Below are 20,590 nucleotides of genomic sequence, written 5' to 3'. Positions count from 1 at the left end.
TCAGTCCTCCTCGCGCCGGCGCGCCCGGTCGTCATCGTCCTGCGCGTCGCGCACGCGTTCGAGCAGTTCGGCGTCGCGGCCGAGCTCTTCCAGCGTGGCCGCGAACGGCGCCGGACCGTAGACCAGGCCGTGGCGCACCACCAGCAGCAGCACCACGCCGACCACCAGATAGAAGGCCGCCAGCAGGCCCAATGCCAGATAGCGGTCTTCGGTCGGCCAGAAGGCCACCGCGACCGTGATGGTGAACACCAGCACCGCCAGCGTCAGGAACAGCAAGGCGGCGAACGCCATGCCCAGCAGCTTGAGCAGGCGCGCCTTCTCGCCCGCCGCTTCCAGCGCCAGCAGCTCGAGGCGCGTGCGCGCCAGCCCGACCAGGCTGGACGCCACGCCAAAAACAGATTTGCGTAGACCCATGGCAAAAAGGACGCCGGGCGGGGGACGCGGCGAAACGCCGGCGCCGCCCGCCCGGAAGTCCTGCCTTATCAGCGGCGGCTGATCAGCAAGCCGAGCAGCAGGCCGGTCACGCCCGCGATGCCGATGGCTTGCCAGGGATTGTCGTGCACGTAGTCGTCGGTGGCGCGCGCCGCCTTGCGACCGCGTTCGAACACCGCGTCCTGGGCTTCGTACAGGGCTTCGCGGGTGCGCTTGAGCGAGGTCATGGCGCGTTCGCGCAGTTCGGTGGCCTTGTCGCCCGTGCTGCTGGCGGCTTCGCGCAGCAGGCTTTCAGCGTCATTCAGGCTGGTCTTGACACTGTCGATGAGTTTTTCTTTTGCGACGTCTTCGGATTTTCTCGTGGCCATGTTTTGAGCTCCTGTGTGTGTCTATGACGAAACCATCATACCAGCCGCTCCGCGATGGGCCCGGCCGGCTTGCTACCGTGTGCTACTTGATTTGCGTAATCTCAACGGCGGATTTCACGCCGCCCTGGTCGATGTCCTGCTTCATGACCAGATTGACCGACGGGCAGTACCAGTCGGTGACGGTGGTGTTCATGCCGGGAATCGGAATGGTCAGCCCCTGGAAGGTGGCCATGGTGGGATCGGAATTGCGCGTGTACGTGACCGGATGGCAGGCCTGCTGGCCCAGCGCGGTGCCGATGCTGGTGGCGCGGCCGACGGTCTTCTCGCCGATGCGCACCGTGGTGCTGGGCTGGCCGCCGACCGGCGCTTCCTTGCCGATCTTCAGGCGGAACGACGAGCCGGGCAGCTTCTGGCCCGGGTTGAGCTTGCCGTCGTAGGCAAACAGGCCCAGCATGCGCAGGTCGAACTGGCCCTCGGACGGCTGCGGCGCCTCGCCGGCGCTGGCGTACTTGAGGAAGGTGGCCTGGCCGCCCTTCACGGTCATCAGGTAATCGAGCTTGGACTTGCCCGGGGGCAGGCCCGCGTAGCTGAAGCGGGCCACGCCCTGCACGCGGGCGCGGCAGTTGTCGCCATTGCTTTTCGTAACCTCGGTGAAGGCCAGGTCGGCGCCCAGGGCGATGTTGCCCGAGCCGGTCAGTTGCACCGCGCCGCCCTCGTGCATGAACTTCGCGTCGCAGACACCGGCCTGCGCCACGCCGGCCGCGCCCAGCGCGCCGCTCACCAAAACCAGGGATGCCAATTTTCGCAATGCCACAAGCCACTCCAGAAATCCAGGACACACCGGCGCTGTCCGCGCACGGCTGGCTTGATACTACACCGGTTGGCAAACCGCACGCATGACGGAACGTGTCAGGACGATGACGGCCGCGATGCCGCGCCGGCCCCGGGGTCTGCCGGCGTCAGGCCACGGCGCGCGAGCCCTCGGCCTGCGCCGGCTCGGCGTCGGCATCGGGCACCGCCGCCAGGGCTACGGGCGCCTGGGTCCGCTCGGGGTTGCCGTGGCGCCGGTGCAGGAAGTCCACCACCGCGGCGCGGCACGACAGGTAGATGGGGTCATTGGCCAGCCGCACCCGGTCGCGCGGCCGCGCCAGCGGCACCGGCAGGATCTCGCCGATGGTCGCGGCCGGTCCGTTGGTCAGCATGACGATGCGGTCGGACAGCAGCACCGCCTCGTCCACGTCGTGCGTGACCATGATGGTGGTGGTGCGGGTCTTGGCGACGATCTTGAGCAGTTCGTCCTGCAGGTGCGCGCGGGTCAGCGCGTCGAGCGCGCCGAACGGCTCGTCCATCAGCAGCACGCCCGGCTCGATGGCCAGCGCGCGGGCGATGCCGACGCGCTGCTTCATGCCGCCCGAGATCTCGCGCGGCAGCTTGTTCTGCGCCGGCAGCAGGCCCACCAGGTCGAGCGCGGCGCGGGTGCGCTCGGCCAGCTGGGCCCGTTTCTCCGACGCGCCGAAGACCCGTTCCACCGCCAGGTGCACGTTCTGAAAGCAGGTCAGCCAGGGCAGCAGCGAGTGGTTCTGGAACACCACGGCGCGGTCCGGGCCGGGGCCGGTGATCTCGCGCTCGGCGCACAGCAGCACGCCGCTGGTCGGACGGGTCAGGCCGGCGATCAGGTTCAGCAGGGTGGACTTGCCGCAGCCGGAATGGCCGATCAGGGTGATGAACTCGCCCTGCTCCACCGTCAGGTCGATGTCGCGCAGCGCCACGAAGGCGCCCTTGCGGGTGGCGAAGGTCTGGCCCACGCGTTCGATGCGTACGAATTTCTTCATGGCGCTACTCCTCGGTGTAGGTGAAGCGGCGGGCCAGCGCGACCAGCAGCGTTTCCAGGATCAGGCCGACGATGCCGATCACGAAAATGGCAATGACGATGTGCTCGACCTTCAGGTTGTTCCACTCGTCCCACAGCCAGAAGCCGATGCCGGTGCCGCCGGTCAGCATCTCGGCCGCGACGATCACCAGCCAGGCGGTGCCGATCGACAGCCGCACGCCGGTCAGCATGTAGGGCAGCACGGCCGGCAGCAGCACCTTGGTGGTGACCTTCCATTCCGACAGGTTCAGCACCCGCGCCACGTTCAGGTAGTCCTGCGGCACGCGCGACACGCCGACCGCCGTGTTGATGATCATGGGCCAGATCGAACAGATGAAGATCGCCCAGATCGCGGCCGGGTTGGCGGCCTTGAACAGCAGCAGGCCGAGCGGCAGCCAGGCCAGCGGCGACACCGGCCGCAGCAGGCTGACGATGGGCGAGAACATCGCCCGCACCGGCGCGTAGCGGCCGATGGCGAACCCCACCGGGATGCCCACCAGCGCCGCCAGGCCGAAGCCGATGCCGACCCGCTGCAGCGAGGCCAGCAGGTTCCAGCCGATGCCCTTGTCGTTGGGGCCGTTGTCGTAGAACGGATCCGCGAACAGTTCCACTGCCGCGCGCCAGGTCACGCCCGGGGTGGGGATCTCGGGGATGCGCATGGCCACCACCTGCCAGACCAATACGAACAGCGCGAAGCCGGCCACGGGGCCGACCACGGCGCGCAGCGCCGCTTCCAGCCGCTCGCGCCAGGCATCGGTCCAGGGCGCGGCCTGTGGCGCCGCGGCGGGGGGCGCGGACACGGGGGAGGTCCGTTCCATACTCGTTACGGTAGACATCGCGAGTCTCTCCTGTGCAAAGCGGCGCTCAGGCCTTGACCTTGAAACCGTCGGCATAGGCCGCCGGGTTGCTGCCATCCCAGACCACGCCGTCGACCAGCCTGGAACTGCGCATCTCGCTGGCGGGCAAGGCGATGCCGGCGGCCTGCGCGGCCTGCTTGTAGATGTCGATGCGGTTGACCTGGCGCGCCGTGGCCAGGTAGTCGGGATGTTCCTTGAGCAGGCCCCAGCGCTTGTGCTGGGTCAGGAACCACATGCCGTCGCTCAGGTAGGGGAAATTGGCCGCGCCGTCGCCCGAGAAGCGCATCGCGTGCGCATCGGTCCAGCGCTTGCCCAGGCCGTCGTCGTACTGGCCCAGCATGCGGTCGATGATGCCGCTGGCGTCGGTGTTGACGTACGACTTGGCGGCGATGGTCTCGGCGGTCTTGCGGCGGTTCTCGGGCGAGGCGTCGATCCACTTGCCCGCCTCCAGGATGGCGGCGGTCACGGCGCGCGCGGTGTTCGGATTGCGCGTCACGAAGTCGGCGCTGGTGCCCAGCACCTTCTCGGGATGATCGGTCCAGATGGCCTGGGTGGTCACGGCGGTGAAGCCGATCTTGTCGAGGATGGCGCGCGCGCCCCACGGTTCGCCGACGCAGAAGCCGTCCATGTTGCCCACGCGCATGTTCGCCACCATCTGCGGCGGCGGCACGGTGATGACCTTGGCGTCCTTCATCGGGTCGATGCCGTACGCGGCCAGCCAGTAGTACAGCCACATGGCGTGGGTGCCGGTGGGAAAGGTCTGGGCGAAGGTGTATTCGCGCTTCTCGGACGCCATCAACTTGGCAAGCGACTCGCCGTCGCGGGCGCCGGCCTGCAGCAGCTTGTTCGACAGGGTGATGGCCTGGCCGTTCTGGTTCAGGTTCATCAGCACGGCCATGTCCTTCTTCGGCCCGCCCACGCCCATCTGCACGCCGTAGATCAGGCCGTACAGCACGTGGGCCATGTCCAGTTCGCCATTGAGCAACTTGTCGCGCACCGCAGCCCAGGACGCCTCCTTGGACGGCGTGATGGTGACGCCGTATTTCTTGTCGATGCCCAGCACCGAGGCCATGACGACCGAAGCGCAGTCGGTCAGCGGAATGAAGCCGATCTTCACCTCGGTCTTCTCGGGGGCGTCGCTGCCCGCGGCCCAGGCGCCGGCGCGCACCAGCGGGTCGACCAGCGACAGCAGGCCGGCGCCGGCCACGGCGCGCGCGGTGCCGGCCAGCCACTTGCGGCGGCTGGCGTCGGTGGTCGAATCCGGACCCGTGGCGGCGGGAAGGCGGGGTTTCACTGGCGTCATACGAGGCTCCTGGCAAAAAAAAACGTCCCGCGCGCCGATCGGGAACAACCCGTTGGCGCTGCGGAACGTCGTTGTTCCCTGCCGCGGATCGCGGCGCTTGGCGTGGTCGGACCGCGCGCGGCCCGTCCATCAACGGTTAAGCAAGCGGCGTGCCAAGTCGCCTGGCGTGCCCTGCGCGGGCGCCGCGCCCCCGCGCGCCCACTGGGTTTGCGGCGATCCGCGGCGCTGTGCGCGGCCGGGCCGGGAGCCGCGCCCGAAGATGGCCGGCGCGTTTCGCGATCCAACTTGGTGCGTAAACGAATGCGGCGGCGCACCATCGATGTGCGGGCGGCCCCCGCGGCTTCGAATCCGGCGGCCTGCCCGCACCGCAACCCTGCCGCCGGGCGTCCTCGCCCTGGTGGGCGCTGCCCGATGCGCTTCTTTACAGGGCTGGCCGGCGCCACTGTGCGGGCATGGAACTTGCATGAGTTGAGCGGGCGCAACCCGCAAGCGGGCTTCGCCAAATAAGTTGTGGCTATATGGATTCAAGAAATCGGAAGTTGTGGGGATGAAACCCGGTCCCTATGATCGTTTGACCTTCTGCCGGGTGCGCCCGAGGCTGCGTGATGAAGCTTTTCCCGATTTTTGCCGATCTGAAAGACCGGCCCGTGCTGGTCGTGGGCGGTGGCGCGGTGGCCGAGCGCAAGACGCTCGCGCTGCTCGAAGCCCATGCCGATGTCGCCGTTGGCGCCCCCGAACTGACGCCGGCGCTGGCGGACCTGCTGGCGGCGGGCCGCATCCGCCACCTGGCGGGCCGTTTCGACCCCGCCTGGCTCGATGGCGCGTGGCTGGCGGTGGCCGCCACCGATGACCGCGGCGTCAACGCGGCGGTCTCCGACGCCGCGCAGGCGCGCCGCATCTTCAGCAATGTGGTGGACGACCCCGAACTGTCGTCGTTCCAGGTGCCGTCCATCGTCGACCGCTCGCCGGTCATCGTCGCCATTTCCTCGTCGGGGGTGGCGCCGGTGCTGGCGCGGCGCCTGCGCGAACGCATCGAATCCCTGTTCGACCACAGCCTGGGCCGCCTGGCCGGCCTGGCCGAACGCTATCGCCAGCGCATCCGCGCCGGCCACCCCGACCTGGGCGCGCGGCGCCGCTTCTATGACTGGCTGCTGGACGGTCCGGTGGCCGGCCTGCTGCGCCAGCAGCGCCCGCAGGACGCCGAAGCCGCGCTGCAAGCCGCCCTGGCCCAGCCGCTGGCGCCGGCCGAGGGCAGCGTGGTGCTGGTCGGCGCCGGCCCCGGCGATCCGGGCCTGCTGACGCTGAAGGCGCTGCGCGCGCTGAACGAGGCCGACGTGATCCTGTACGACCGGCTGGTCAGCGACGACATCATGTCGCTGGCGCGCCGCGACGCCGAACGCATCGCGGTGGGCAAGCTGCCGGGCGAGGACCATCACGCCACCCAGGCGCGCATCCACGCCCTGCTGGTCGAGCACGCCCGCCTGGGCCGCCGCGTGGTGCGCCTGAAGGGCGGCGACGCCTTCATCTTCGGCCGCGGCGGCGAGGAACTGGAACACCTGCGCGCGCACGACGTGCGCTATGAGGTGGTGCCCGGTATCACCGCGGCGCTGGCCTGTGCGGCCTATGCCGGCATTCCGCTGACGCACCGCGAGCATGCGCAATCGGTGCGCCTGGTGACGGCGCACTGCCGCGAGGACGAGGACAACCTGGACTGGCCGGCGCTGGCGCGCGAACGCCAGACGCTGGCGTTCTACATGGGCGTGGGCCAGCTGGAACTGCTGACGCAGCGGCTGATCCGCCATGGCCGCGCCGCCGCCACCCCGTTCGCGCTGATCGAGAACGGCAGCCGGCCCGAACAGCGGGTGCTGTCCGGCACGCTGGAAGACCTGCCGCGTTTGGCGCGGGCGCACGCCATCCGCTCCCCCGCCCTGCTGATCGTGGGCGAGGTAGCGGGACTGGCGCAGTCATTGCATTGGTTCGGCGAACACCTGGAAGGCGCGCCGCAGAGACTGGCGGCGTAGCGCCCGTCCGGCGCGGCCTGGAGATGGCCGCCGCCGGCGGGCCCGGGCCACGTCGCCCGGGGGAAGGCCTCAGTCGGTCTTCTGGGTGGTGCCGAAGATGCGGTCGCCCGCGTCGCCCAGGCCCGGCATGATGTAGCCATGCTCGTTCAGGCCGTCGTCGATGGACGCGGTATAGATGTGGACGTCCGGGTGCTTGGACAGCACCGCGTCGATGCCGACCGGCGCGGCCACCAGCACCAGCGCGCGGATTTCCTTGCAGCCGGCGCGCTTGAGCAGGTCGATGGCGGCGACCATGGAGCCGCCGGTGGCCAGCATCGGATCGACGATCAGCGCCAGGCGCTGGTCCAGTTCGCCCACCAGGCGTTCCAGGTAGGTGTGGGCTTCCAGCGTCTCTTCGTTGCGGGCCACGCCCACCACGCTGACCTTGGCGCCCGGGATCAGGCTGAGCACGCCGTCCAGCATGCCGATGCCGGCGCGCAGGATGGGCACCACGGTGACTTTCTTGCCGGCGATCTTCTCGACCTGCACGGCGCCACACCAGCCTTCGACGGTGGCGGGCGCCAGCGGCAGGTCCTTGGACGCTTCGTACGTGAGCAGCGCGCCCACTTCCTGCGACAGTTCACGGAAGCTCTTGGTGCTGAGGTCGGCGCGACGCATGATCCCGAGCTTGTGGCGGATCAGCGGATGGCGGATTTCGTGCACGGGCATGTGCGTAAATCTCCAGAATTATTGATAGACAGGGTTGTTCGCCTCAGGCGCCGCCGGAAATACGGCGCGCGCCCGAGAATCGTAATCGGTTTACCGGGTGGATGCAGGGGGCCGCGTCAACCTTTATTGCTCGGCCAGCCAGGCGATCAGGGCGTCGTCGAAGGCCCGCACGGCGCCGGCCTGCTCGTGGTTGACGATGCTGACCACCACGTAGCGCTTGCCGCTGGCGCCCAGCACGTAACCGGCGATCGAGCGCACGTCGCGCAGCGACCCGGTTTTCAGGTGGGCCATGCCGAGCGTGCCGTCGCCTTTCATGCGGCGCCGCACGGTGCCGTCGACCCCCGCGATCGCGAGGGATGAAATGTACTCCGGCATGACGGGGGAATTCCAGGCCACGGTCAGCATCGACGCCAGGCTGTCGGCCGACACCCGGGCGTCGCGCGACAGGCCGGCGCCGTTGTCGATCACCAGCTCGGGCATGTCCAGGCCTTGCTTGGCCAGCAGGCCCTTGGCCACGGCGCCGCTGCTGGCCACGGTGGCCGGCCGGCGGCCCTTTTCCGCGCCCAGGGTCAGCAGCAGCGTGCGCGCCATGACGTTGTTGCTGCGCTTGTTGATCTGGCGGATCACCTCCGCCAGCGTCGGCGAGTCGTGCGAGGCCAGCACCACGGCGTCGCCTGGCACCATGCCGGCACGCACCTGGCCCTTGAAGGTGCCGCCCAGTTCCTTCCACAGCAGGCGGAAGACCTCGGTGGCGAAATCGGTCTGCGACAGCGCCAGCCGGTACAGGTCGAATTCGCCGCAGGAACCGGCCACCTTGCCGCTGACGCGCAGGGTGATGCCCTGCTGGGTGATGACCGGGTCGGTGTTGACCACGGGCGCGCCCGGACAGCGCGCGTCGCTCCATTCGACCCGGCCCTCGATCTTCAGGCCGGGCAGCGGCGGGTCGATCAGCGGCACCCACTTGTTGGCGGACGGGTCGGGGGTGAACAGGATGCGCACCGCGCCAAAGCCCACCATCAGCGCGTCGGGGCTGGCGTTGTAGGCGCGGTCGGGGGCGCCGTCGAAGGCGCCGGGGTCGGTGGCGACCTGGCCGAAGATGCTGCGGTCGATCACCAGGTCATTGATCTGCTTGACGCCGCGCAGGCGCAGTTCGCGCAGCAGCACCCACAGGTCCTGCATCAGGAATTGCGGATCGCCGCCGGCGCGCAGGTAGAGCGGCCCGGACAGCACGCCCTTGGCGTCGGGCCGGGCGCCCGGCTCGGTCATGAAGGCGGTGCGCCAGACGTAGTTGGGGCCCAGTTCGGACAGCGCCGCCCAGGTGGTGACCAGCTTCATCACCGACGCCGGGTTGCGCGCTTCCTTGGCGTTCAGCGTCGCCAGGCGCGGACCGCCGACTTCCTGCACCACCAGCGACAGGGAGCTGTCAGGCAGTTTGCTGGCCTTCCAGGCGTTGACCACGCTCGGCGGCAGGCCCTGCACCTGGGCGCAGGCCGTGCCGGCCGCCAGGGCCAGCAGTCCACCGGCCAGCCATTGCCGCGGCCCGCCTACACGCTTTTTCCCTAGTCCCGTCATGCCCTGTCCACCCGGTTGCTCGTCCTGCAAAACCGTGAGCATACAAAACCTGGGACGGTTACGGGCGGCGGCGCCCGCCGAAAGCGCGCGCCGGCCGCCGTCGCCAGGGAGCCGCTACTGCAGTTTCCACTTGCCGCCGGCCACGGTGGCCATGACCAGCGCGCGCTCGTCCAGGCCGTTGTGGTCGGTCGGGCTCATGTTGACCACGCCGGTGGCGGTCGGCAGGTTCTTGACGCTCTCCAGGGCGTCGCGCAGGGCCGCGCGGAATTCCGGGGTGCCGGGCTTGGCTTTCTTCAGCGCCACCGGCACGGCTTGCTGCAGCAGCAGGCCGATGTCCCAGGTGTAGGCGGCGAACAGCGACACGCTGCCCGGGCCGTTGGCGGCCTCGTACTTCCTGGCGAACGCCTGGGCCGTGGCCTTGACGGGATGGGTGTCCGGCAGCAGGTCGGCCACCATCACCGGCCCCACCGGCACCCAGGCGCCGTCGCAGGCCGGGCCGCAGACGCGCAGGAAGTCGTTGTTGGCCACGCCGTGGTTGAAGTAGATCTTGCCCTTGAAGCCGCGTTCGCGCAGCGCCCGCGCCGGCATCGCCGCCGGCGTGCCGGAGGCGCCCACCACCACGGCGTCGGGAGCGGCGCCGACCAGCTTCAGCGTCTGCGCCACCGCCGAGGTATCGGTGGGCGCGAAGCTTTCCTTGCCGACGATCTCGATGCCGTGCTGCTTGGCGGCCTTTTCCACTTCCACCCAGAAGGTCTCGCCCAGGGCGTTGTTGAAGCCGATGAAGGCCAGCTTCTTGACGCCGTTGGCGGCGGCGTGGCGGGCGATGCCCTCGGCCATCAGCGAATCGGAGTGCGGCGTCTTGAAGACCCAGCGGCGCTTGTCGTCCACCGGATCGATCAGGCGCGCCGACGAGGCCAGCGTGATGACCGGGGTGGCGCCGCTGGCCACCGTGTCCAGCATGGCCATGGTGTTGGGAGTGGTGGTCGAGCCGATGATGAGGTCGACCTGGTTTTCCGAGATCAGCTTGTGCGAATTGCTGACCGCGCGGGTGGTGTCGGAGGCGTCGTCCAGCACCACGTATTCGACCTTGGCGCCGCCGATCTCGGTGGGCAGCAGGCTGATGGTGTTGCGTTCGGGAATGCCCAGCGAGGCCTGGGGACCGGTGGTGGACAGGGTGGCGCCGATCTTCACCTGCGCCAGCGCGGGCGCGGCGCCCGCGACCAGCAGGGCCGCCAGCGCGGCCGTCAGAGTGCTACGAGGGGTCATGCGGTGTCTCCTTTGGGGCGCGGATATCGTTATGCGTCTTGCCGATCCGCTACGGCGTAGAAAGCGTTATACGACGGGATCCCCCAGGTGCGACAGGAAGGATCCATTATGGAAAACCAGGGCGCCGCCGTGGTCGTCCGGGGCATGCAGGCGCCGCACCTCGCCGATCAGCACGGCGTGGTCGCCCACCTCCAGCACCTGGCGGGTGGCGCACTCGAAGCGGGCGGCGCATTCGTCGAACACGGGAATGCCGTCCTCGGTGGCGTACCAGTCCAGCCCGGCGTAGCGGTCGGCCACCGGCTGCGAGAACACCCGCGCCAGGTCGCGCTGCGGCGCCGCCAGCACGTGGATGGCGAAGCCGCCGCGGCCGGTGAAGTCGGCATAGTGGATGCTGGCGCGGCGCAGGCTCCAGAGCACCAGCGGCGGCTCCAGCGAGACCGGGGCGAAGGAATTGACGGTCAGGCCGATCGGCCCGTCGGCGCCGGCGGCGGTCACCACCGTGACGCCGGTGGCGTAGCGCCCCAGCGCCCGGCGCAGATGGGCCGGGCTGAGGTCGTGGCTGGCGCTCATGGCGGCTCCCCGGGGGCGGACGGTCAGGCCGGCACCGCGTTGGCCGGGCGCACGCCCGACAGCGGCAGGGCCTCGGCCATCAGCCGCTGCATCGAGTCCAGCACCTGGTCCTGCGGCATCAGGCCGAAGTTGTGCAGGCTCATGACGTGGTCCAGGCCCATGTCGGCCAGCCGCGCCAGCTTGTCGGCCACGGTGCGGGCCGAGCCGAACAGCGACAGGCCGCTGGCGATGATGTCGTCGTAGACCTGCTTGCGCGCATACAGGCGGGTCTCCACGTACAGGTCGAAGGCGCGGGCGGCGCGCTCGCGGGCCTGCGCGTCGGTCTCGGCCACGTGGGTGTGCAGCGCCACCGCCGCCATGCCGCTGGCGTCCTCGATGCCGGCCTCGGCCAGGCCGCGGCGGTAGTCCTGCATCATCAGGCCGATCTCTTCGAAGTTGTCCACCGCCGCGTACGGCACGAACAGCATGCGGCGGCCCTGGCGGCCGACGTGGTACGCGGCTTCGCGGCGCAGGATCGCCACGTAGACGGGCACCGGCTGCTGCAGCGGCTGCACATTCAGGCGCACCTCGTGGATGCGGTTGAACTTGCCTTCGTGGCTGATGCGCTCGCCGGCCAGCAGGCGCTCGACCAGCATCAGGTTCTCGTCGAAGCGCTCGCGCTTGGTGGCCGGATCGACGTCGTAGCCCTCGAACTCGTGCTTCAGATAGCCCGAGCCCACACCCAGCGACAGCCTGCCTTGCGAAAGCTGGTCCACCAGGGCATAGTTTTCGGCCACCGTCAGCGGGTTGTGGAAGGTCAGGATCGAGATCGCCGTGCCCAGCCGCAGCCGCGTCGTCTGCTGCGACAGCGCCGCCAGGAACACCGCCGGATTGGGCACCGCGCCGTATTCATGGAAGTGGTGCTCGGCCACCCAGAAGGTGTCGTAGCCCAGCTGTTCGGCGCGGCGCGCCTGCTCCAGCACCTGGCTGTAGAGCTGACCCAGGCTGCGAGGCTGGTCGGGGTAGTGGTCCTGCACCGAGAAGATGGACATCTTCATTGCTTGTCTCCGTCTTTGTCCGCCTGCGCCCCGGGCCGGTCATCCGGCACGGGGATTTGTCCGCCACGGCACGCTGATGTATTTTTTAGTGATACACGTATTCTAATAAGAGACGAACTGATGTCAACAGAGAGCAGCACCGGTATCCAGTCCGCCGAGATCGCCCTGGACGTCCTGACCCGGCTGGCCGAACTGGGCGGCGCCGTGTCGGTGTCGGAACTGGGCCGCAGCCTGGACATGCCGCGCGCCAAGGCGCACCGCTACCTGGTGTCGCTGGAGCGGCGCGGCTACGTCGAGCAGGATCCGGCCAGCGCCCGCTACCGGCTGGGGCCGCAGGCCCTGCACACCGGGCTGGCGGCGCTGGCCGAGGTGGATTTCGTCAAACTGGCGGCCGGCTGCCTGGAAGACCTGAGCGCCGCCATCGGCCAGACCGTCTTCATCTCGGTCTGGGGCCAGCACGGTCCCACCATCGTCCAGTGGCGCGACGCGCGGCTGCCGGTCACGGTCAACGTGCGCGTCGGCTCGGTGCTGCCCCTGCTGAACAGCGCCACCGGGCGGGTCTTCGCGGCCTGGCTGCCGGAAGCGCTGGCGCTGCCGCGCGCGCTGGCCGAATGGGACACGGCGCGGCGCCAGGGCGCCGACGCCGCGCAGTTGCTGGACGATCCCGCCCCGGCCAGCCGCCGGATGCGGCCGGCAAGCCCCCACCCATCGATCCGGCCGACCCCGCCGCCGCGCTGCGGGCGCGCTGGCAGGCCACGCGGGAACGCGGCTACGCCTGCGTCAGCGGCCATCTGCTGCATGGCATCGACTCGGCCGCGCTGCCGGTGCTGGACGCCCAGGGCCAGTTGGCCGGAGCGATCACCGGCCTGGGGCTGCACGGCGGCTTCGACCTCGCCCCGAACGGCGCGCCGCTGCGGGCCCTGACGGCCGCCGCGGCCGACTGCTCGCGCCGGCTCGGCTGGCGCGGCGGGCGCTGAAGGCGCCACCCCGTCCCTGACGCCACCGGGCGGCGGACACTGCGGCGCCGGCCTCCTTGCGGGCTTCGCCACCCGTGGGCCGGCAACGGCGATCGCGGCGGTCCGGCCGCCCTTTTCGCCGGCCCCTTTACAATAGCGAGCTGTCCAGAGCCAACCCGTCGGGTCCGGCTCGCTTTTTTTGCCGCCCGCCCCTTGCCGGCGGCCCGGCGGCCGGCCCTGGCCGCGCCCGCCCCTGATACCGATATCCGCGTGCAACCCCTTACCGTTTCCGATTTCGACTACGAGCTGCCTCCCGAGCTCATCGCGCAGACGCCCGCCGCCCAGCGCACGGGCAGCCGCCTGCTGCACCTGGACGGCGCCAGCCAGCTGCATGACCGCCAGTTCGCCGACCTGGAGGGGCTGCTGCGCCCCGGCGACCTGCTGGTGTTCAACGACACCCGCGTCATCAAGGCGCGCCTGGCCGGCCACAAGATCACCGGCGGCAAGGTCGAGGTGCTGGTCGAGCGCATCACCGACAGCGACCGCGCGCTGGCGCATGTGCGCGCCAGCAAGTCGCCCGGCGCCGGCATGGTGCTGCGGCTGGCCGACGCCTTCGACGCCACGGTGCTGGGCCGCGAGGGCGAACTGTTCGACATCCGCTTCCCCGGCCCGGTGCTGGACCTGCTGGACGCCCACGGCGCCACGCCGCTGCCCCCGTACATCACGCACACCGCCGACGCCGGCGACGACGACCGCTACCAGACCGTCTACGCCCGCGAGCCGGGCGCCGTGGCGGCGCCGACCGCCGGCCTGCACTTCGACCAGCCGACCCTGGACCGCCTGGCGGCCCTGGGCGTGGAGCGCGCCTTCGTCACGCTGCACGTCGGCGCCGGCACCTTCCAGCCGGTGCGCGTGGACAACCTGGCCGACCACGTCATGCACGCCGAATGGTTCACCGTGCCGCAGGCCACGGTGGACGCCATCGCCGCGGCCCGCGCCCGCGGCGGCCGCGTGATCGCGGTCGGCACCACCAGCGTGCGCGCCCTGGAATCGGCCGCCGCCCAGACCGAGGGCCGCACCGCCCCCGGCCTGCCGCTGGCCGCCGCCCAGGGCGACACGCGCCTGTTCATCACCCCCGGCTACCAGTACCGCGTCATCGACGCGCTGGTCACCAACTTCCACCTGCCCCAGTCGACCCTGCTGATGCTGGTGTCGGCGCTGGCCGGCGTCGAGCCGATCCGGCGCGCCTACGCCCACGCCGTCGCCCAGCGCTACCGCTTCTTCAGCTACGGCGACGCCATGTTCATCGAATCCCTCGCCCCATGACCGGACTGAATTTCGAACTGCTCGCCACCGACGGCGGCGCCCGCCGCGGCCGCATCACGCTCAACCACGGCGTGGTGGAAACGCCCATCTTCATGCCCGTGGGCACCTATGGCAGCGTGAAGGCGATGATGCCGCACGAGCTCAAGGAGATCGGCTCGCAGATCGTGCTGGGCAACACCTTCCACCTGTGGCTGCGCCCGGGCACGGAAATCATGGAAAAGCATGGCGGCCTGCACGGCTTCATGCAGTGGGACAAGCCGATCCTGACCGACTCGGGCGGCTTCCAGGTGTTCAGCCTGCAGGGCATGCGCAAGATCACCGAGGAAGGCGTGAAGTTCGCCTCGCCCATCGACGGCGCCCGCCTGTTCCTGACGCCCGAGGAATCGATGCGCATCCAGCGCTCGCTGAACTCGGACATCGTCATGGTGTTCGACGAATGCACGCCCTACGAGATCGACGGCCGCCCCGCGACCGTCGAGGAAGCGGCCCGCTCGATGCGCATGTCGCTGCGCTGGGCGCGCCGCTCGCGCGAGGAATTCGACAAGCTGGAGAACCCCAACGCGCTGTTCGGCATCGTCCAGGGCGGCATGTACGAATCGCTGCGCGACGAGTCCCTGGCCGGCCTGCAGGACATCGGTTTCCACGGCTACGCCATCGGCGGCCTGTCGGTGGGCGAGCCCAAGGAAGACATGATGCGCATCCTGGCGCACGTCACGCCCAAGCTGCCGGCCCAGGCGCCGCGCTACCTGATGGGCGTGGGCACGCCGGAAGACCTGGTCGAGGGCGTGAGCCGCGGCGTCGACATGTTCGACTGCGTCATGCCGACCCGCAACGCCCGCAACGGCTGGCTGTTCACCCGCTTCGGCGACGTCAAGATCCGCAACGCCAAGTACCGTGACGACACCCGTCCGCTGGACCCGAGCTGCGCCTGCCACACCTGCGCCCACTTCTCGCGCGCCTACCTGCACCACCTGCAGCGCGCCAACGAGATCACCGGCGCGCGCCTGAACACGCTGCACAACCTGCATTTCTACCTGACCATCATGAAGGAAATGCGGGAAGCCATCGCCGAGGGCCGCTTCGACGCCTGGCGCGCACAGTTCGCGGCCGACCGGGCGCGCGGGGTGGAGTAGCGGGACGGCGCCGGCCGACCTAGTGAAAACCACGAGAGCGCCGGGGGCTTTTTATTTGGAAATCCGCCCCCATTACTGCGCACAGGCCGTGACTGGTGGCGGGAAATAACCTCGCTACAATAGTCGGCTTGCCCTATCCATGGCTCGCGCGGGGATGGGCGCAGAACAAGATCGGCGACAGCACGATATAAACAAACCCAAATAGACTACACGCAGGAGAATTACATGTCCGTTATCGATACCGCCAGCCTCGTCGTGGCCCAGGCCGCCCCCGAAGGCAACGCGCTGATGGGCATGCTGCCCATCATCCTGATGTTCGTGATCCTCTACTTCCTGATGATCCGTCCCCAGATGAAGCGCCAGAAGGAACACCGCAACCTGATCGCCGCCCTGGCCAAGGGCGACGAAGTCGTGACCGCCGGCGGCATGCTGGGCAAGGTCACCAAGGTGAACGACAGCTACGTCACCGTCGAAGTCTCGGAACTGGCCGACAAGCCGGTCGAGGTCATCATGCAGAAGTCGTCGGTGTCGACCGTTCTGCCCAAGGGAACCATCAAGGCCCTGTAAGCGTCCCATAGGAGCTCCGCCGCCGGGCCCCGGGTCCGGCGGCAGCCGCCCCGCCGCCCGTCGCGCCAGCCGCCCGGGCGGCCTTTTCTCCACTCTTACATGACGTAGCCGGCAATGAACCGCTATCCCCTCTGGAAGTACATTACGGTCCTGATCGCGGTCTTTATCGGCCTGCTGTATACGCTTCCCAATTTCTACGGCGAGTCGCCCGCCGTCCAGGTTTCCAGCGCCAAGGCCACCATCAAGGTGGATCCGGCCATGCTGGAACGGGTCGAGCAGATACTGACCGACGCCAAGATCCCCAATGAAGGGGTCTACTACGAACAGAACGGCACGCTCGGCACCGTGCGCGCCCGCTTCACGTCGACCGACCTGCAACTGCAGGCGCGCGACCTCATCGACAAATCCCTCAATACCGTCCAGGGCGACCCGCACTACACCGTGGCGCTGAACCTGCTGCCGGCCTCGCCCACCTGGATGCGCGCGATGGGCTGGTTCGCCCCCAAGCCCATGTACCTGGGCCTGGACCTGCGCGGCGGCGTGCACTTCCTGCTGCAAGTGGACATGCAGGGCGCCCTGACCGCCCGCTACGACTCGCTGGCCGCCGACGTGCGCTCGGTGCTGCGCGACCAGAAGGTCAACGTGGCCGGCGTCGAACGCTCGGGCATGAGCGTGGCCGCCACCTTCGCCAGCGCGCAGGACCGCGACCGCGCCATCTCGACGCTGCGCAGCCGCCTGCCCGACCTGGAATTCACCGAAAGCGAAGAAAACGGCAAGCTGCTGCTGCTGGGCGCGCTGAACCCGGCCGCGGTCACCCGCGTGCAGGACTCGGCCCTCAAGCAGAACATCAACACGCTGCACAACCGGATCAACGAACTGGGCGTGGCCGAACCGGTCATCCAGCAACAGGGTTCGGACCGCATCGTGGTGCAGCTGCCCGGCGTGCAGGACGTGGCCAAGGCCAAGGAACTGCTGGGCCGCACCGCCACCCTCGAAATCCGCATGGTCGACGACTCGCCCGCCGCGCAGGCCGCGCTGCTGGGCGGCACCGTGCCGTTCGGCCTGGAGCGCTACGCCGACCGCGACGGCCGCCCGATCCTGGTGCGCCGCCAAGTGGTCCTGACCGGTGAAAACCTGCAGGACGCTCAGCCCGGCCGCGATTCGCAGACCCAGCAGGCCGCCGTCCACCTGACGCTGGACTCCAAGGGCGCGCGCATCTTCCGCGACGTCACCCGCGACAACATCGGCAAGCGCATGGCCATCCTGCTGTTCGAGAACGGCAAGGGCGAAGTGGTCACGGCCCCGGTCATCCGCAGCGAAATCGCCGGCGGCCAGGTGCAGATCTCGGGCAGCATGAGCTCCGAGGAAGCCGCCGACACCGCCCTGCTGCTGCGCGCCGGCGCGCTGGCCGCGCCGATGTCGATCATCGAGGAACGCACCATCGGCCCGAGCCTGGGCGCCGACAACATCTCGAAGGGCTTCCATTCGACGCTGTACGGCTTCCTGGCGATCGCCGTCTTCATCATCATCTACTACCACCTGTTCGGCGTGTTCTCGACCGTCGGCCTGACCCTGAACGTGCTGCTGCTGCTGGCCCTGCTGTCGATGCTGCAGGCCACATTGACGCTGCCGGGCATCGCGGCCATCGCGCTGACACTGGGCATGGCGATCGACTCGAACGTGCTGATCAACGAGCGGATACGGGAAGAACTGCGCAACGGGGCGTCGCCACAGCAGGCCATCCACCATGGCTTCGAGCGCGCCTGGGGCACGATTCTCGACTCCAACCTCACCACGCTGATTGTCGGCCTGGCCCTGCTGGCATTCGGTTCCGGCCCGATCCGCGGCTTCGCGGTGGTCCATTGCCTGGGCATCCTGACCTCGATGTTCTCGTCCGTCGTGGGCGTGCGCGCGCTGGCCAACCTCTGGTACGGCCGCAAAAAGAAGCTCACGTCCATCTCCATCGGCGAAGTCTGGAAGCCGAAGACCAACTGAACATGTGCGCGGGCGGCAACGCCGCCCGCCACCGAATAGCCAGGGCAAAAAATGGAATTTTTCCGGATTCACCGCACCATCCCGTTCATGCGCCACGCGCTGGTGCTGAACATCATCAGCCTCGTCACCTTCGTGGCGGCGGTCTTCTTCATCCTCACGCGCGGCTTCCACCTGTCGATCGAATTCACCGGCGGCACGGTCATGGAAGTCAACTACGCGCAGACGGCGCAGCTTGAGAGCGTGCGCGGCGTGGTCTCGAAGCTGGGCTACACCGACTTCCAGGTGCAGAACTTCGGCACTTCGCACGACGTCATGATCCGCCTGCCGCTGCAGGAAGGCCAGACGTCGGCCACCCAGAGCGAAACCGTCATGGCCGCGCTCAAGACCGCCGACCAGGGCGTGGAACTGCGCCGCGTCGAGTTCGTCGGCCCGCAGGTGGGCCAGGAACTGCTGCACAACGGCCTGATGGCCCTGCTGGTGGTGGTCATCGGCATCATGGTCTACCTGGGCTTCCGCTTCGAATGGAAGTTCGCCGTGGCCGGCGTGATCGCCAACCTGCACGACGTGGTCATCATCCTGGGCTTCTTCGCCTTCTTCCAGTGGGAATTCTCGCTGTCGGTGCTGGCGGGCGTGCTGGCGGTGCTGGGCTACTCGGTGAACGAATCCGTGGTCATCATGGACCGGATCCGCGAGAACTTCCGCAAGTACCGCAAGGCGGACGTGCAGGAAGTCATCAACAGCGCCATCACCCAGACCATCTCGCGCACCATCATCACCCACGGCTCGACCCAGATGATGGTGCTGGCCATGCTGTTCTTCGGCGGCCCCACCCTGCACTACTTCGCCATGGCCCTGACCATCGGCATCTGGTTCGGCATCTACTCGTCGGTGTTCGTCGCCGCCGCGCTGGCCATGTGGATGGGCGTCAAGCGCGAAGACCTGGTCAAGCCGGTCAAGAAGGAAGGCGAGGAAGGCGAAGTCGCCTGAGTCGTTTCCCGCTCCGGAAAACCCGTCCGTCGTGGCGGGTTTTTTTATGCGCGGACGATTCTTGCGCAGGCCCCTCGGTCACCACGAATAGCGCCCCGTCCTACATGCGGATACCTTCGCCATAGCCGTCGCCATGGAGGTTGACAGTTATATCCGAACAGGTATATTCATGTTTATCGAACTCCCTCGTCCCCTGTATTGGGAAGGCTCCTCGAAAAAGGACTTCCAGACCTTTCCGCTGGCCGTTCAGAAACACTTGGGGATGAGTCTGTTCATCGTGCAGTCGGGCAGGCAGCCGGCCGCGTCCAAGCCATGGCACGGACTCGGGCCGGGCGTGTTTGAACTGGTCGACGATCATCGGGGCGATACGTTCCGCGCCGTCTACCTGATACGCATCGGCAACGGAGTGCATGTACTGCATGCATTCCAGAAGAAGTCCAAATCGGGTATTTCCACGCCGCGGCCCGACATTGCCTTGATCTCCCGGCGGCTCAAACAGATTCAGGCCCGCTATGGGCCCCACAAGAGACAACCATGACGCGAACTACCGGCACCCTGAATGTTCTGTATGACCTCGGCCTTGAAGACGCCGCCGACCTCACCGTCCAGGCACAGCTCGCCATCAAGCTCAACGATCTGATCGACCAGCGCCAGCTCACCCAGGCCCAGGTTGCCGCCCTGACCGGCATGACCCAGCCCAAGGTCTCCCAGATACGCCGTTACCAGTTGCAGAACATCTCGCTGGAGCGGCTGATGCGCGCCCTGGTCGCGCTGGACCAGCACGTGGAGATACGCGTGCGCAAGGCAAGGCAACCCGACACCGCCGGGATCAGCGTCACGGGCTAGCACTGGCGTCCCTTCCCCGCACTGTACCGACGCCCCGCCCGCCAGGTGTACGGGTACGGCCGCCCCCGTATTCGCTACCATAGGCCTCATGAAACTCGCTCTCGATCATCTCGTCGTCGCCGCCGCGGACCTGGACAGCGGCACCCGCCACGTGGCCGACCTGCTGGGCATCGCGCCCATGGGCGGCGGCGCGCATCCGCGCATGGGCACCCACAACCGCGTGCTGGGCATGGCCGACGGCGTGTACCTGGAAGTGATCGCCATCGACCCGGACGCACCGGCGCCGCAGCGGCCGCGCTGGTTCGGGCTGGACCAGCCGGCCATGCGGGCGCGCCTGGCCGAGGGACCTTTCCTGGCGCACTGGGCCGCGCGCGTCTCGGCGCCCGACGACCTGAGCGCATGGCAGGCGCGCCACCCGGACCGCATCGCCCCGGCCATTCCCATGACCCGCGGCGACCTGCGCTGGCGGCTCACCGTGCCGGACGATGGCGCCCTGCCCGCCTGGCGCGAGGATGGCCAGGCGGCCGGCGGCGGCCTGCTGCCGACGCTGATCCAGTGGGACGTGCCGGCCTATCCGGGCGTCAGCCTGCCGCGCCAGCCGTTGGCGCTGCGCGCCCTGAGCGGCAGCCATCCGCATGCCGCGCTGCTGCGCCAGGGGCTGGCCTGGCTGGGCGCGGACGCCCTCATCGCCATCGAACAGGCCGACGGCCCGCCGCGCCTGCGCGCCGCCATCGAGACCGCCCAGGGCATCAAGACCCTGGCCTGACCCGACCACA

The 20,590-nt window shown here is 68.8% G+C and carries 21 protein-coding genes; 10 read left to right on the top strand and 11 right to left on the bottom strand.

From position 1 onward, the window contains the following. The 6 genes from I6I07_RS13835 to I6I07_RS13810 form a co-directional block, all read right to left on the bottom strand. Positions 1–414, bottom strand: a complete 414-nt coding sequence (locus I6I07_RS13835; protein WP_035359400.1) for a phage holin family protein — start codon at positions 412–414, stop codon at positions 1–3. Positions 415–482: 68 nt separating this feature from the next. Next, entirely contained in the window at positions 483–800 is a 318-nt protein-coding gene (locus I6I07_RS13830) for a DUF883 family protein (protein WP_198487069.1), read from the bottom strand. A gap of 82 nt (positions 801–882) precedes the next feature. Then, entirely contained in the window at positions 883–1,608 is a 726-nt protein-coding gene (locus I6I07_RS13825; protein WP_198487529.1) for a hypothetical protein, read from the bottom strand. A 151-nt stretch (positions 1,609–1,759) separates the two neighbouring features. Beyond that, positions 1,760–2,632 (bottom strand): ABC transporter ATP-binding protein, encoded by an 873-nt coding sequence (locus I6I07_RS13820; RefSeq protein ID WP_198487068.1) that lies wholly within the window; start codon positions 2,630–2,632, stop codon positions 1,760–1,762. A 4-nt stretch (positions 2,633–2,636) separates the two neighbouring features. Next, a complete protein-coding gene (gene ntrB, locus I6I07_RS13815; RefSeq protein WP_420094588.1) occupies positions 2,637–3,488 on the bottom strand; it encodes a nitrate ABC transporter permease in 852 nt (283 codons plus the stop codon). A 46-nt stretch (positions 3,489–3,534) separates the two neighbouring features. Next, on the bottom strand, positions 3,535–4,830 hold the full coding sequence (locus tag I6I07_RS13810; protein ID WP_198487066.1) for a CmpA/NrtA family ABC transporter substrate-binding protein: 1,296 nt from the start codon (positions 4,828–4,830) through the stop codon (positions 3,535–3,537). Between the two features lie 605 nt (positions 4,831–5,435). Here I6I07_RS13810 and cysG point away from each other — a divergent pair. Continuing rightward, complete coding sequence (gene cysG, locus I6I07_RS13805; protein ID WP_198487065.1) at positions 5,436–6,851, top strand: siroheme synthase CysG; 1,416 nt, start codon at positions 5,436–5,438, stop codon at positions 6,849–6,851. 69 nt (positions 6,852–6,920) lie between these two features. Here cysG and upp read toward each other — a convergent pair whose 3' ends face one another. The 5 genes from upp to I6I07_RS13780 all read right to left on the bottom strand — a co-directional run bounded on the left by upp (position 6,921) and on the right by I6I07_RS13780 (position 12,004). Beyond that, positions 6,921–7,559, bottom strand: coding sequence for a uracil phosphoribosyltransferase (upp, locus tag I6I07_RS13800; protein WP_006386639.1), 639 nt, complete (start codon positions 7,557–7,559; stop codon positions 6,921–6,923). Positions 7,560–7,682: 123 nt separating this feature from the next. Beyond that, on the bottom strand, positions 7,683–9,131 hold the full coding sequence (gene dacB, locus I6I07_RS13795; RefSeq protein ID WP_198487064.1) for a D-alanyl-D-alanine carboxypeptidase/D-alanyl-D-alanine-endopeptidase: 1,449 nt from the start codon (positions 9,129–9,131) through the stop codon (positions 7,683–7,685). Positions 9,132–9,245: 114 nt separating this feature from the next. Further along, complete coding sequence (locus I6I07_RS13790) at positions 9,246–10,397, bottom strand: ABC transporter substrate-binding protein (protein WP_198487063.1); 1,152 nt, start codon at positions 10,395–10,397, stop codon at positions 9,246–9,248. A gap of 66 nt (positions 10,398–10,463) precedes the next feature. After that, positions 10,464–10,967, bottom strand: coding sequence for a flavin reductase family protein (locus tag I6I07_RS13785; RefSeq protein ID WP_198487062.1), 504 nt, complete (start codon positions 10,965–10,967; stop codon positions 10,464–10,466). A gap of 23 nt (positions 10,968–10,990) precedes the next feature. Next, the gene (locus I6I07_RS13780; RefSeq protein ID WP_198487061.1) at positions 10,991–12,004 is read right to left on the bottom strand and encodes an LLM class flavin-dependent oxidoreductase; all 1,014 of its coding nucleotides are present in this window, start codon (positions 12,002–12,004) and stop codon (positions 10,991–10,993) included. A 120-nt stretch (positions 12,005–12,124) separates the two neighbouring features. Here I6I07_RS13780 and I6I07_RS31695 point away from each other — a divergent pair, with 120 nt between their 5' ends. The 9 genes from I6I07_RS31695 to I6I07_RS13730 all read left to right on the top strand — a co-directional run bounded on the left by I6I07_RS31695 (position 12,125) and on the right by I6I07_RS13730 (position 20,580). Beyond that, entirely contained in the window at positions 12,125–12,928 is an 804-nt protein-coding gene (locus I6I07_RS31695; RefSeq protein WP_232626079.1) for an IclR family transcriptional regulator, read from the top strand. Between the two features lie 302 nt (positions 12,929–13,230). Beyond that, positions 13,231–14,286, top strand: a complete 1,056-nt coding sequence (queA, locus tag I6I07_RS13765) for a tRNA preQ1(34) S-adenosylmethionine ribosyltransferase-isomerase QueA (protein WP_198487060.1) — start codon at positions 13,231–13,233, stop codon at positions 14,284–14,286. Further along, positions 14,283–15,419, top strand: coding sequence for a tRNA guanosine(34) transglycosylase Tgt (gene tgt / locus I6I07_RS13760; protein WP_198487059.1), 1,137 nt, complete (start codon positions 14,283–14,285; stop codon positions 15,417–15,419). The genes queA and tgt overlap by 4 nt, the downstream gene beginning before the upstream one ends. A gap of 225 nt (positions 15,420–15,644) precedes the next feature. Then, positions 15,645–15,986, top strand: a complete 342-nt coding sequence (gene yajC / locus I6I07_RS13755; protein ID WP_013395762.1) for a preprotein translocase subunit YajC — start codon at positions 15,645–15,647, stop codon at positions 15,984–15,986. A 114-nt stretch (positions 15,987–16,100) separates the two neighbouring features. Continuing rightward, positions 16,101–17,981, top strand: coding sequence for a protein translocase subunit SecD (gene secD, locus I6I07_RS13750; protein WP_198487058.1), 1,881 nt, complete (start codon positions 16,101–16,103; stop codon positions 17,979–17,981). 51 nt (positions 17,982–18,032) lie between these two features. Beyond that, a complete protein-coding gene (gene secF / locus I6I07_RS13745) occupies positions 18,033–18,968 on the top strand; it encodes a protein translocase subunit SecF (protein WP_198487057.1) in 936 nt (311 codons plus the stop codon). Positions 18,969–19,137: 169 nt separating this feature from the next. Continuing rightward, positions 19,138–19,506 (top strand): type II toxin-antitoxin system RelE/ParE family toxin, encoded by a 369-nt coding sequence (locus I6I07_RS13740; RefSeq protein WP_198487056.1) that lies wholly within the window; start codon positions 19,138–19,140, stop codon positions 19,504–19,506. Beyond that, positions 19,503–19,814, top strand: a complete 312-nt coding sequence (locus I6I07_RS13735) for a helix-turn-helix domain-containing protein (RefSeq protein WP_061073595.1) — start codon at positions 19,503–19,505, stop codon at positions 19,812–19,814. The genes I6I07_RS13740 and I6I07_RS13735 overlap by 4 nt, the downstream gene beginning before the upstream one ends. 88 nt (positions 19,815–19,902) lie before the next feature. Then, on the top strand, positions 19,903–20,580 hold the full coding sequence (locus I6I07_RS13730; protein ID WP_198487055.1) for a VOC family protein: 678 nt from the start codon (positions 19,903–19,905) through the stop codon (positions 20,578–20,580). Positions 20,581–20,590: the final 10 nt, after the last annotated feature.

The organism is Achromobacter deleyi (assembly GCF_016127315.1).
Classification (GTDB): Bacteria; Pseudomonadota; Gammaproteobacteria; order Burkholderiales; family Burkholderiaceae_B; genus Achromobacter; species Achromobacter insuavis_A.
This window is presented reverse-complemented; position numbering and strand designations above follow the sequence as displayed.